The 13,061-nt window shown below is 42.8% G+C and carries 13 protein-coding genes; 7 read left to right on the top strand and 6 right to left on the bottom strand.

Annotation, left to right across the window (positions count from 1 at the left end; all coding sequences use genetic code 11):
* Positions 1-37 precede the first annotated feature (37 nt).
* From OCK74_RS23235 to OCK74_RS23220, 4 genes are all read left to right on the top strand, one after another.
* Complete coding sequence (locus OCK74_RS23235) at positions 38-523, top strand: RNA polymerase sigma factor (RefSeq protein WP_279299494.1); 486 nt, start codon at positions 38-40, stop codon at positions 521-523.
* Entirely contained in the window at positions 513-1,613 is a 1,101-nt protein-coding gene (locus OCK74_RS23230) for an anti-sigma factor family protein (RefSeq protein ID WP_279299493.1), read from the top strand. Before OCK74_RS23235 ends, OCK74_RS23230 begins: the two co-directional genes overlap by 11 nt.
* 102 nt (positions 1,614-1,715) lie before the next feature.
* Complete coding sequence (locus OCK74_RS23225; RefSeq protein ID WP_279299492.1) at positions 1,716-2,564, top strand: outer membrane beta-barrel protein; 849 nt, start codon at positions 1,716-1,718, stop codon at positions 2,562-2,564.
* A gap of 171 nt (positions 2,565-2,735) precedes the next feature.
* The gene (locus OCK74_RS23220) at positions 2,736-3,314 is read left to right on the top strand and encodes a L,D-transpeptidase family protein (RefSeq protein ID WP_279299491.1); all 579 of its coding nucleotides are present in this window, start codon (positions 2,736-2,738) and stop codon (positions 3,312-3,314) included.
* Positions 3,315-3,414: 100 nt separating this feature from the next.
* On the opposite strand, the gene acs is transcribed toward OCK74_RS23220, so the two are convergent.
* The 3 genes from acs to cmoA form a co-directional block, all read right to left on the bottom strand.
* Positions 3,415-5,328, bottom strand: a complete 1,914-nt coding sequence (gene acs / locus OCK74_RS23215) for an acetate--CoA ligase (RefSeq protein WP_279299490.1) — start codon at positions 5,326-5,328, stop codon at positions 3,415-3,417.
* A gap of 311 nt (positions 5,329-5,639) precedes the next feature.
* Complete coding sequence (locus OCK74_RS23210) at positions 5,640-6,362, bottom strand: methyltransferase family protein (protein ID WP_279299489.1); 723 nt, start codon at positions 6,360-6,362, stop codon at positions 5,640-5,642.
* 6 nt (positions 6,363-6,368) lie between these two features.
* Complete coding sequence (gene cmoA, locus OCK74_RS23205) at positions 6,369-7,115, bottom strand: carboxy-S-adenosyl-L-methionine synthase CmoA (RefSeq protein WP_279299488.1); 747 nt, start codon at positions 7,113-7,115, stop codon at positions 6,369-6,371.
* A 291-nt stretch (positions 7,116-7,406) separates the two neighbouring features.
* Between cmoA and OCK74_RS23200 the strand changes: the two genes are divergently transcribed.
* Positions 7,407-8,333, top strand: a complete 927-nt coding sequence (locus tag OCK74_RS23200; protein ID WP_279299487.1) for a TerC family protein — start codon at positions 7,407-7,409, stop codon at positions 8,331-8,333.
* Positions 8,334-8,366: 33 nt separating this feature from the next.
* On the opposite strand, the gene OCK74_RS23195 is transcribed toward OCK74_RS23200, so the two are convergent.
* The 3 genes from OCK74_RS23195 to OCK74_RS23185 form a co-directional block, all read right to left on the bottom strand.
* Entirely contained in the window at positions 8,367-9,128 is a 762-nt protein-coding gene (locus OCK74_RS23195) for a TerC family protein (RefSeq protein WP_279299486.1), read from the bottom strand.
* Positions 9,129-9,243: 115 nt separating this feature from the next.
* Positions 9,244-9,939 carry a carbonic anhydrase family protein gene (locus OCK74_RS23190; RefSeq protein ID WP_279299485.1) on the bottom strand — a complete coding sequence of 232 codons (696 nt, stop codon included), beginning with the start codon at positions 9,937-9,939 and terminating at the stop codon, positions 9,244-9,246.
* A 215-nt stretch (positions 9,940-10,154) separates the two neighbouring features.
* Complete coding sequence (locus tag OCK74_RS23185; RefSeq protein WP_279299484.1) at positions 10,155-10,445, bottom strand: hypothetical protein; 291 nt, start codon at positions 10,443-10,445, stop codon at positions 10,155-10,157.
* Between the two features lie 318 nt (positions 10,446-10,763).
* Here OCK74_RS23185 and OCK74_RS23180 point away from each other — a divergent pair, with 318 nt between their 5' ends.
* Together OCK74_RS23180 and OCK74_RS23175 are read left to right on the top strand one after the other, a co-directional pair.
* A complete protein-coding gene (locus tag OCK74_RS23180; RefSeq protein WP_279299483.1) occupies positions 10,764-11,129 on the top strand; it encodes a hypothetical protein in 366 nt (121 codons plus the stop codon).
* A gap of 268 nt (positions 11,130-11,397) precedes the next feature.
* Positions 11,398-13,026, top strand: coding sequence for a SulP family inorganic anion transporter (locus OCK74_RS23175; protein ID WP_279299482.1), 1,629 nt, complete (start codon positions 11,398-11,400; stop codon positions 13,024-13,026).
* Positions 13,027-13,061: the final 35 nt, after the last annotated feature.

The raw sequence follows: 13,061 nt of genomic DNA, 5'->3' as shown, positions 1-13,061 counted from the left end.
AATTCTTAACCTTGCAAACTTTGCATCAACCCTGTTTATGACGGAAAAAGAATATAACGACTGCGTTTCGCAATACTCCGATAATGTTTATCGGTTTATTGTGAAAAACCTGCGCCACGAGGAAGATGCGCGTGACGTGGTACAAACCGCTTTTGAAAAACTGTGGATAAACCGGGCTGACATAGATGGTGCAAAAAGCAAGTCTTATTTGTTCACCGTAGCTTACAACCAGATGATCGACCACCTGAGAAAGGTGAAAAGAGTCTATCTGAAAGATGAATTTGCAGCTGAGGTGCAGGTCATCTACAAACAGGTGAACAACGCTAAGAAAATATTGGAAGAGGCATTGGCAAGATTGAATGAAACACAACGCTCACTAGTAATGTTGAAAGATTATGAGGGCTATAGTTATGAAGAAATCGGGCAGATCACAGGTCTGAATCCAAGTCAGGTAAAAGTTTACCTGCATCGTGCGCGAATTCAATTAAAAGAGTATATTGTAAAAGTAGAAAATGTCATCTAATCCATACCATAATAATCCTGTCATTACGCGTAGCAATTACGAAGAGTATTTGTTGCTGTATGTAGACGATGAGCTGACTGCAGAAGAAAAAACAGCTATTGACCAGTTCCTGCTGCTCAACCCTGACCTGCAACAGGAATTGGAAATATTGATGCAGACAAAGCTCCCACTGGAGTGGCTCCCTGTTAATGAAAAAGAGACTCTTCTTTCCGGCAGCATGCAAGCTAAAGAGTCAGAAGAAGCCCTCCTGCTTTATGTGGACAATGAATTGAACGGAAAGGAGAAAAAACAAATAGAAGAGACCCTGGAAAAAGACACTGCTTACCGATTGCAGTACGAGCTTTTGCTGAAAACTAAAAGTGATGCCAGCAAAAAAGTTGTATGTCCGTTCAAGGAAGAATTATACCGTCGCGAAGAAAGAAAGATACCCGTACTCTGGTGGCGCATCGCTGCTGTTGTGTTACTGGTTGTTGGTATGGGCACGTTGATTATGACCTATCAGAAACAACAACCCGGGGAAATGGCAAACAGTCCATCTAGGCCTCAGTCTATGCCATCTGTAAATAATACAGGAGCTGGTCAACAAATGACCACTCAACCAGTTGATGAAATTGTGATGGAAAAAAACAACAGACAAGCAACTCCTTCTGAAACTGATGGCATACCTGTCAAAACTGGTAAAGAGAAGATTTCTGTAGTTGCCATGACAAAGAGAATTGAAAAGGAAGCAAAAAACATCAACGCACCTGTAAAACCAGCGAATGTTGAAAAGGAGGATATTATAGCGGTAAACACGTATCACCAGCGGTCAATCGATGCTCCTGTACTGATGCCGGAAAAGGCGGAAGACCCCGTTAGCAAACCTTTAACCAAAGATCCTGTAACTTCTAAACCACTCTATACGTACAACAATACAGATGCAACAGTAAACGCGGTACCGGCTGTTGCGGATGAAACAGAAAAAAGTAAATCATCATTGAAAGGCTTACTACGAAAAGCAACCCGTTACGTGGAACGCCGCGCAAATATTAATGTGACAAACGATGATGAAGAACTAGTAATCGGCACAGTTGCGATCAGTTTGAAATGATGAAGTAATGGCCAGCTGCTCATTACCGATAATCAGCAACAGATAACTATTCGCCATTGACGATTGACAATTCACCATTCACAATATCTAACACGACAAAAGATGAAAAGAATTTTACTTGCGGCCCTTGCAACCGGAATTGTTATAACTTCCTTTGCCCAGACTGACTCTACGAATGTCCAAACCGACTCCACGAAAATTGAAAGAGAAGATACAATAAGAGTTGGTGGGATGGTCATTATCCGTAAAGGAGATAAGAGCGACGTATGGAAAAATGAAGAAATCAAAATCTCAAACTGGAAAAAAGGACCTTTCAGGTCAAACACCAATTGGGGTGTATTGGACATTGGTTTTGCCAACTACAACGATAAAAGCAACTATGAGGCCGCTGCAGCCAGTGACTTTGTTCAGGAGGGCGTGACTGAAGATGACCTTAAGGCCCGCACAGGAAAATCTGTGAATGTCAACCTCTGGTTCTTTATGCAACGCCTGAACCTCATTAAAAAAGTGGTATACCTGAAATACGGACTGGGCCTGGAATTGAACAACTACCACTTTGATAATAAGACCGTTCGTTTCTTGGAAGATCCGACCAAGATTATTTTGGATGAATCGTTGAAAGGGATTAAGAAAAGCAAGCTGGCGGCTGACTATGTTACCATTCCAATGATGCTCAACTTCAACTTTACACCCAACAGCAAGCAAAGTTTTGGCTTTAGCGCAGGTGTAAGTGCCGGATACCTGTATTCATCCCGTCATAAGATCAAATACGATGACGAAAAGAACAAAATTCATGACGACTTCAACCTGCGCGATTGGAAGATTTCTTACATCGGCGAAATAAACCTGGGTGTAGTACGGTTATATGGCTCCTATGCCACACAGAACATGTGGGACAAAGGCCTGGACCAAACTCCATATACAGTAGGACTAAGGTTTAGCTATTTTTGATTCTTGTTTATTTAGACTTTCGAAGGCTCCTTCCTGGTATGTAATTATATAATATTACCTGCCAGGAAGCAGCCTTCAACTTTTCCTTTTTGTTAAGATTTCGTGATCAGGCAAAATAAAATCAAACTTTAGTACGTTAGTTCATTCTAACCGCTAAACCTGATTACCAAAATGAAAACCGCCTTGTTTTTGTCCGTGCTTCTTATTGGAGGCAGCTATTTATTTACCCCATCTTCAGAAAAAAAGAGCAGCAAAAATTTCACAACATACAAAGTCACGAAGGCAAAAAGACCTTCATCCCTGCCAATCGCTCCTGTACGAATTGTGATTGATAAGTCAGACTACGAACTGCAGGTATTTGATGCGAAGGGCTGGTACGCTACATATCCCGTAGTCTTCGGCAACAGTTCCTTGGCCGATAAAAAAATGGAAGGCGACCGCTGCACACCAGAAGGAAGTTTTAGGATCGCAGCTAAACGCTACCACAATAAGTGGAGCCGCTTCCTGGCCCTCGACTATCCAACAAGAGAAAGCTTGGCTAAATTCGAAGAAAGAAAACGAAGAGGCGAAATTCCCGCTTATGCCTCTCCCGGGGCCGGCGTCGGCATTCACGGCACCTGGCCTCACGAAGACTTTGTTGTAGACCGTTATAAGAACTGGACCAACGGCTGCATCGCTCTCAAACGGAGTGATGTAGAAGAATTATACAGCTATATCAACATCGGTACCCCCGTAACCATCAAAAAATGAAAAACCATATGATTTCCAAATAATTCAAATAAAAGAATGACGAATAAGCCAAGGCCTCTTCCACCTATGCCTATTCGTCATTCGAATCATTCGTAATTCCTTAGAGTTTTCCTTCCGCAATCTCTTCCACCACACTCGGATCTAACAACGTCGTCGTATCACCCAAATTATTCTTCTCACCTTCCGCAATCTTCCTCAATATCCTCCTCATGATCTTACCGCTCCTCGTCTTTGGTAATCCGCTCACAAACTGTATCTTATCCGGCTTCGCAATAGGACCAATGATCCGGGAAACCGTTTGCAAAATATCCAACCTCATATGCGATTCATCTGTGTGCATATCCTGGCAAATCACATAAGCATAAATGCCTTGTCCCTTGATGTCATGCGGGTAACCCACTACAGCACTTTCCACCACGCCCGCGTGCATATTGATCGCATTCTCCACTTCGGCTGTGCCTATGCGGTGACCGCTCACGTTCAACACATCATCTACACGCCCTGTAATGCGGTAGTTGCCATCTGCATCCCTAAGGGCGCCATCGCCTGTAAAGTACAGGTTCTCGTAAGTTGAAAAATAAGTCTGCCTGCAACGTTCATGATCGCCATAAGTAGTCCTAATAATAGATGGCCATGGAGCTTTGATGCAAAGGTTGCCAGCGGCAGGATTGCCTGTAACCTCTACACCATTTTCATCCACCAGTATCGGCTGCACTCCCGGCAACGGCAACGTCGCATGGGCTGGTTTGGCTGGCGTAACACCCGCCATATTCGAAATCAGGATTCCTCCTGTTTCAGTCTGCCACCAGGTATCCACAATAGGACATCTCTTCTTGCCCACATGCTCATCGTACCAGTGCCATGCCTCTTCGTTAATGGGCTCACCTACAGTTCCCAGAACTTTTAAAGAAGAAAGATCGGTGCCTTCAAATGGTTCCAGTCCAAAGCCCATAAGAGAACGGATGGCTGTCGGAGCAGTATATAATACATTAACCTTGTATTTATCTACAATTTGCCATAAACGTCCGGCATCAGGCCAGGTTGGAACACCCTCAAACATCAGGGTAGTCGCCCCTGAGGCCAACGGTCCGTAAAGAATATAGCTATGACCAGTGATCCAGCCAATATCCGCAGTACAGAAATGAACATCCCCTGGGGTATATTGGAATACATTCACAAAAGAGTAAGCAGTAAATACCATATAGCCACCGCAGGTATGCACAACACCCTTAGGCTTGCCGGTAGATCCTGAAGTGTACAGGATAAACAACTCATCTTCCGCATCCATTTCTTCAGCCTCGAAATGGTTCAGTCCCAGCGTTTCCACTTTTTTAATTTCATCTTCCCACCATACATCACGGCCTTTGATCATACTTACTGGAGTGCGGGTGCGCGTACACACGATCACCCTCTTCACAAACGGGCAGGCAATCAGGGCATCGTCAATCACATTCTTCAGCGGAATATCCTTCGCGCCACGGAAAGCACCGTCGCAGGTCACAATGTATTCAGCCTTGGCATCCTGAAGACGGTCTGCAATGCTTTGTGCAGAGAAGCCGCCAAAGATCACGGAGTGGATAGCACCAATGCGGGCACAGGCCAAAACGGCAATGGCAAGCTCAGGGATCATGCCCATATAAATGCATACACGGTCACCCTTCTTCACACCATTGTTTTTCAACACATGGGAGAACTGGCACACCTTGTCGTAAAGATTCCTGTAAGTTAAAACACGGTGATGTTCTTCTGGATCATTAGGTTCCCAGATAATAGCGGGTTTGTTTCCTAAATTCAGCAGGTGACGATCGAGGCAGTTTTCAGTAATATTCAGCTTACTGCCAGAGAACCATTCTACATGAGGCTCTTTAAAATTCCAGTCCAGCACTTTATTCCAACGTTTGCGCCAGGAAAAAGAACTGGCCACATCAGCCCAGAAGCCTTCCGGGTCATCTACACTTCTTTTATAAGCCCTTTGGTACTCTTCATAAGTTTTAATCTGAAAAGGGTAAGACATAAAACACTTTGTTTATATATGGTTGATCTAATAAAATCAAATAGCAATCGTTTTAGTTGTTCCTGCTGGTTTGCTTCGACTAAAACAAGCAATGCGCCTCTGAGTTAAAGCCTTTTCACCCGTTCAGCACGGGATAAAAGTATAAAATGTCCAACACGGTTTCGCATTCCGGCCGCGAAATTGGCATATTTATACAAATAAAATACACTTCCCTCTCTTATTTTCTCAGAAACAAATCAATCGACACAAAAGAAGATGGGCAATGTGTCGACACATTGCCCATCTTCTTCCTTCCAATCCTGGTTCAGACGTCACTCTTTCATCTTGCCTGACTTCTTCAAATACCGCACAAAAAGATACATAAGTAAAAGCAAGGACAGGATCACTACCAGTAATGTATTCCGCAAAGAAGTATCGTAGCCTGTGAGCTCATCATATTTCAGTAATAAAATGAGGGTAATCCCACTCAGCCACACATATTGAGTATTGTATTCTTTGAGTATCCACCGCCTCCACCTGAAATGCATTCCCTGAAATGTCGCACCAATACCCCTGAGATTGGGTACCCAGCGGTTCACCCGCTGGCAGTACGCTTCAAACTGCTGCCCAAACTTACCCCGTAGGAAGTTTTCCTCCGCCAGCACGATCGCCTGGTATACAAACAGGAAGAAGGGAATGAAAACCAGCAGGTAGATCAGAGAGTTGGAAAGAATGCCTACCCCGACAAGCATCAAAATGTTGCCTACATACAAAGGGTTACGGCAATGATTGAAAATGCCCTGCGTGACCAGGTCTTCCGCATACACCTTTCCTTGCTTTCCCCCACGAATGATATAGGCAAGGCCTATGGTAACCCCCCGGATCAACTGCCCGGAAACAGTGACCAACAAACCTATAATAATGGGCCACAGGTAATACTGTTCCCCAAATACTTCAGGGGAAAAGATCGCAGGAGAGGGAATAAACAGGGCTAAATACAGTACAATAAACAGCAGGTTTCGGTACCTAAAAAAGAAATTACCAATCTTAATCATTAAATCTTATTTTTTTTCTGCAATAATACCAGAGAAATTGTACCACTTAAAAAATACCTCGCAATGCCCAAACCCTGCTTCTTTGAGCATCAGGATGTTTTCCGAAAGCTTATAGGGGATTAGGATGTTTTCCAGGGCTTCCCTTTTTTGGGAAATTTCCATTTCGCTATATGAATGCCTGCGCTTCATGTCATAATAATACTTAATAAAGTCCCTGTTGTAAGAGTTTTCCTCTGCCAGTATCTTTTCCACCAATATCAGGATGCCCCCGGGTTGCAGCCCCTCTACAATCCTTTTCAGGAGCTTCTCCCGGTAAATGGGTCTTACAAACTGTAGGGTCAGGCAGAGCACCACCACCGAAGCATTTTCTATGTGCACCTTCTGGTTGAGGTCTGCTTCCTCTAATTTAAATGGACGGGTAAAGCCCACTTCCTTGAGCTTGCTGCGGCATTTGGTCAGCATTTCCTTGGAGTCATCAATACCAATAAATTGAATAGAGGGGTCTATATGCTCATTCATATTGATCATGGTGGTGCCGGTAGAACACCCCAGGTCATAAATATTGGTGCCTTTGAGGGCATGGTCGGCAGCGATTTCGCCAATCATTCTTTGCATTTCTTCATAAAAGGGGACAGAGCGGTTGACCATATCATCAAACACCTTAACCACCTTTTCGCCAAACTTGAAGTCTGAAGCTTTTTGAATTTCCTCTTTAAACACTTCATCCTTCACTTCAACAGGACCGGAAGACATAGGAATAAATTTTACAGTGAACGTATTAATTTTTAATCAAGGGTATTAGCGCTGTTAATCAGCTATATTCCCCTTGAAGCATTGAAAATAGGGATACAATATTATAAAGTCTGGAATAATTAGGCACTTTTTTCTTTGTAATTAAATTTTATCCCCCGTTAACGAGTGCATGTTTATAGAATAATCTGGATAAACAAGCATGATTTTAATGGTCCCGGTTGCTTTCAGGTACAGCAATTGCAATAAATGCTAAACTGTTTTTAGAAGATTATTGCTCGTAAACCAATTGTAATGAACGGCATCTTACCTTGGATTCTCTTCAATGCTTTTGTGCTGCTGATGCTGGCACTGGATTTAGGGGTTTTCCACAAAAAAGATAAACCTGTAACCTTCAAAGAAGCCCTGGCCTGGTCAGGTGTCTGGATCACTCTGGCCCTGATCTTCAATGGATGGATCTATTACAGCATGGGCCAACAGCCGGCCCTGGAATATCTCACCGGCTATCTGATAGAAAAATCACTAAGTGTTGACAACATCTTTGTGTTTGTTCTGCTGTTCTCATTCTTTAAAATCCCTGCCAAATACCAACACCGCGTATTGTTCTGGGGAGTGATTGGAGCGCTCATTATGCGGGGCATCTTCATTGCAGCAGGCACCTTTCTCATTACTAAGTTCCACTGGATTATTTACATCTTCGGCGTCTTCTTAATATATACTGGTTACAAAATGTTTAAAGAGCCAATCGAAAAGATACATCCGGAAGACAACCCCCTGGTGCGCTGGTTCACCAAAAAAGGTAAGGCAACTACTGAGCTCCACGGCCACGATTTCTTTGTAACTGTTGATGGTAAGAACCTGGCCACACCGCTTTTTCTCTGTCTCCTTTCCATAGAATTCAGCGATATCATCTTTGCTGTGGATTCCATCCCCGCCATCTTCGCCATTACTGAAGACCCTTTTATAGTGTACACATCCAATGTCTTCGCCATTCTTGGTTTACGTTCCCTCTACTTTGCTTTGGAAGGCGTCATCAGGCGCTTCCCCTATCTGCGCTATGGGCTGGCCATCATTCTTGTATTCATCGGCCTCAAAATGGTTCTGTCTGAAGTGTTTAAAATTCCGATTTGGGCTTCCCTAATATTCATTGCTATTGTATTGGTGGCTTCAGGGTTGTGGAATAAGATCGCAAAGAAAAGCCGCCTACCTCATTCAAAGTAGACGGCTTTTCTTTGATTGACGATCTCAGTTTTCTTAGATCATATCCTTGTTCACTTTAGCTTCCTCTTCCGTATAATGCTCGTGCACATGAACAGGGACCGTCTTTTTCCTGTTCATCCTCATCTGGATAAGGTTTACAAAGAAGGCGAACGCCATCGAGAAGTAAATGTATCCCTTCGGAATGTGGAAATCAAGTCCTTCTCCTACCAGAGCACAACCGATCAGCAACAAAAAGCTTAACGCCAGCATTTTAAAGGCAGGATGCTCATTAACAAAATTGCTTACAGGCTCCGATGCAAAAAGCATAATACCTACAGTAACAATCACCGCCACGTACATCACCCACACCTGGTCCACCAGTCCAACAGCAGTGATAATAGAGTCAATGGAAAATACCATATCCATGATCAGGATTTGTACAAGCACACTTCCAAAAGAGTCTGCATGTATTGCCTTGGTTTGGTCGCCTTCCTCTCCCTCCATTTTATGATAGATCTCTTTGGAACTCTTATATAATAAGAACAAGCCTCCAAGGATCAGAATCAGGTCTCTTCCTGAAATGCCAACACCTAAACCTGAAAATAGATCCGATTCTAATTTGATAATCAGAGAAATAAGTGACAATAACCCCAGCCTCAGGAACATGGCCAACAAGATACCCAGCCGCCTTGCTTTTCTCTGCTGATTTTGGGGTAAGCGGGAAGCAAGTATGGAAATAAAGATAATATTATCAATGCCCAATACAACCTCCAAAGCAATAAGGGTCAGTAAGGAAATAATGATTTCTGCATTCATGACTAATGGTTATAGATTGATACTGCTTGTTAAAGTGATGCCATTGTTCCGTTGCACTATTGTTTGACCATTCACCCTTCGTCCCGGCAGTATGTAGGACGGCTTATTTAGATTATTAAGATAAAACACCTCCTTCCACTTGATCGTGGTTCATCGGGGCCTCCACCTCGTCATGGATCTCAAAAGTATCTTCATAAAACTCAACCTTACCGGTTTCAACATTATACATAGCGCCACAAATACCTGCCTCACCCTTTTCAATCATTTCATGGAGTAAATAACTGCGTTCCTTGATAGCCTCTACAGTACGCCTGACATTGATGGTCGCTACATTTTCCACGAATTCACTGTTCTTTGAATTGCGATTAGTAGTAGTAGTGGTCTCATCGTCAATCGCTGGGCGCAACTTGGAAAGCAAGGCTGTAAGATTACCCATTTCCACATGATCGCAGGCGCCTTTAACGGCTCCGCACCTGGTGTGTCCCAATACAACGATCAACTTGGAACCAGTCACTTTGCAGGCAAACTCCATGCTGCCCAGGATGTCTTCATTTACAATATTGCCCGCAATACGGACACTGAAAATATCACCAAGTCCTTGGTCAAATATTAATTCTGCGGATGTGCGGCTATCAATACAACTCAGGATCACGGCAAATGGCCATTGACCCTCAGTAGTTTCGTTGACCTGTTGCAGCAGGTTACGGTTATATTTTAAATTATTAATAAAGCGGCTGTTGCCTTCCTTTAAGAGTTCTAATGCTTTCGCTGGTGTTATTTGCTGTTGCAATTCTTTGTTTAACGTCCTCATCTTAAAGTAGTTTTTAATTTAAACAAAAAGGGATATGATTATTGATTAGATCTTTCATATTTTAATAACTGAAGGTTGTTACTGTCTGAACAGGTCAGCTTCAGTTTAGATATTATGTACAATAATTTTAACCTGCTATAGTTGGACTCATAAAACAAGTTTTCCATTAAGATCACTGACAGATCTTGTATTAAGAAACAATAGCAGGCTAGCGTTTATAGAAAGTCGGGAGGATTATACGGGCTACTGACATAACCTTTGGAGAACGATGACTGATGGTAATTCTGAGTGGCAATAAGGGCAAACGCTATGAAGCCAATTTCTGTATGAAATACAATTTGTTCATTGGCTTCTTTGTCTTTTTTCTCTTTTTCACCATCCTCATCAGCTTCACTACATCCCTTGGCCACGAGCTCAGTGCCGTAAAACTTATCCAATTGCATAAGCTTTGCCGTAAAACCAAAACAGGCCAGGAAAATCATGATAACTGATAAAAATTTCTTCATTGCCTCAAAAGGAATGTTGTAGTGGTTTGCGAAATAACACCAGAAAAGCGGTAATACAGCTGTGTGCTTAAAATATGACAGAAAAATTAACAAACAGTGGAGCTCCATTTAAGAATGAGCTGAAACCACACGATCATTGATCTATTTAAATAATGTTATAAAATTTCACATTTAATTAATGATGTTGCTTTTCTGCTAATACTCAATAGAATTATTAATGTGTAAGCCGTTTATTGAATATTATTTTTGATTTTGCAAGTTCTTTGGACATTTGCATAAACATTTATAATAACTATACCCTTACTTTCGTGTAGGCATATGAGGAAAAGGAAAAACAAATACTCACCTTGGCACATCGCTTCCAGCATTATGATGATGCTGGCGTTGGCATGGCTGACGATTAGTACTCCTTTTGTATATGCATGCTATAAAGACGTGGCGGCTGCTGCCGAAAAGCAACAATGTGAACAGACGTCTTCTGATGAGGATTGTAATCCATTCTCAAATACTACGGAAGAAAAATCCCATAGTAGTGGATTCAACACGCTTTCAGAATATCTGCACGACACATTCCATACAGATCATCACTTTAGTATAATAGACAGGTTTCATAAAATGCATACAGACGACCTATATTTTGCATATGATCCTGAACTGATCTCACCTCCTCCGGAGCATTCCTGATCCATTCCTTTTATTTCACTTTTACTATTGATGCAGCCTTTTGCTATTGCATCTACCCGTTGCTATTCAGAGTTGATGGGCAATGCCGTGCGAACATAGGTTCCGTGAACTGTCCTGTATTATGAATTAGCAATTACATACAATTGTTTTCCAGACTCCTGGAGACTGGCGATGGGCAATGTTGTGGCCTTGGATCTTATTCCCATGTCACTACAATAGCGCCATCAGCAGCCTGCTTCTTATTATTTCACAACAAAATATTGAAACGATGCCTCAACGAATTGGTCATTATATTAAAAACATCAAGTCCGACTTTCCAGCTTCGATTGTAGTCTTCCTGGTAGCTCTTCCCCTTTGTTTGGGTATAGCACTGGGTTCAGGCGCTCCTCTTTTTAGCGGTCTGATTGCCGGTATGCTGGGCGGTATGGTCATTGGTTTTTTAAGTGGTTCGCAACTCAGCGTCAGCGGACCTGCTGCTGGTCTTACCGCTATTGTGGCCGCTGCTATTTTAAAGCTTCCGTCATTCGAAGCCTTCCTGCTCGCAGTTGTTGTGTGTGGTGCCCTGCAAATTGCTTTGGGTTTTATCAAGGCAGGTTTATTGGGCGACTATGTGCCCAACAGCGTGATCAAGGGCATGCTGGCAGCCATTGGCCTGATCCTTATTTTAAAGCAGTTGCCTCACCTGGTGGGTTATAACGCCTCCTTCGAAGGTGATGAAAGTTTTAAGCAACACAATGAGGAAAATACATTTACAGCAATCCTCCATTCACTTAAATACATTACACCTGTAGCTGTTGTAATAGGTGTGGCATCCCTGCTGCTACACATCTTTTGGGATAAGTTCGTGGCCAACAAAAAAGGCATCATCAAACTGATCCCCGCGCCGTTGCTAATTGTATTACTGGGTGTTGGCATCAATGAGGTTCTGAAGAGCACCAATCCTCAATATGCATTGCATGCCGACTTAATGGTAAATATTCCCATAGCCAACTCTGCCGGCGAATTCTTCTCTTTCTTTACATTTCCAGACTGGAATGCTATCGCCAATAAAGAAGTATGGATCGCCGGTTTGACATTAGCGCTGGTAGCCAGCCTGGAAACTTTGCTAAGTATCGAGGCCGTTGATGATCTCGACCCTTTCCAAAGAGTAACCAATAAAGACCGGGAGTTGAAAGCTCAGGGTGTTGGTAACCTGATCTCTGGTTTGATTGGTGGTTTGCCGATCACTAGCGTGATCGTTCGTTCTTCTGCTAACGTAAATGCTGGGGCTCAAACCAAGATGTCGGCTGTTTACCATGGTATTTTGCTACTGGTCTGTGTTGCCTTCATTCCTGCTTTGCTCAACCTGATCCCCAAAGCGGCCCTGGCTGCCATCCTGATCTATACAGGATATAAACTGGCAAAGCCAACCCTTTTCAAGATGTATTATAAAAAAGGATGGGATCAGTTTATGCCATTTGTCATCACCATTGTGGCTATCTTGTTGACCGATCTGCTAAAAGGTGTTATGGTGGGTATGGTGAGCGGCTTGTTCTTCGTATTGCGTAGCAACTTCAAAACAGCGGTTTTTGTAGTGAATGACATGAACAACTATCTGTTCCGCCTGCGTAAGGATGTATCTTTTATGAACAAGCCAATCATTAAGGCCAAGCTGGAAGAGGTACCTGAGAATTCTTATGTCCTGATTGATGCCAGCCGTGCTGATTTCATTGATAAGGATATTGTAGAGGTAATAGAAGACTTCATGATCCATGCGCCTTTGAAGAACATCCGGGTGGATTTGAAAAGGAGTTCTTATAAAGACCAGGGGTTTAGTAAAATGCTCCAGGTAAAAACAAAAAAGCACCATCATGTAGTACGCCAGCCGGAAACTACACTTGCAGTAGTGGAAGAGTGATGTTTGGCAAAATGGTACTTTACTAAAATGATATG

Source organism: Paraflavisolibacter caeni (assembly GCF_025628885.1).
Classification (GTDB): Bacteria; Bacteroidota; Bacteroidia; order Chitinophagales; family Chitinophagaceae; genus Flavisolibacter; species Flavisolibacter caeni.
Note: the sequence above shows the minus strand (reverse complement) of the source record. Positions and strands in the feature narration are given on the sequence as shown.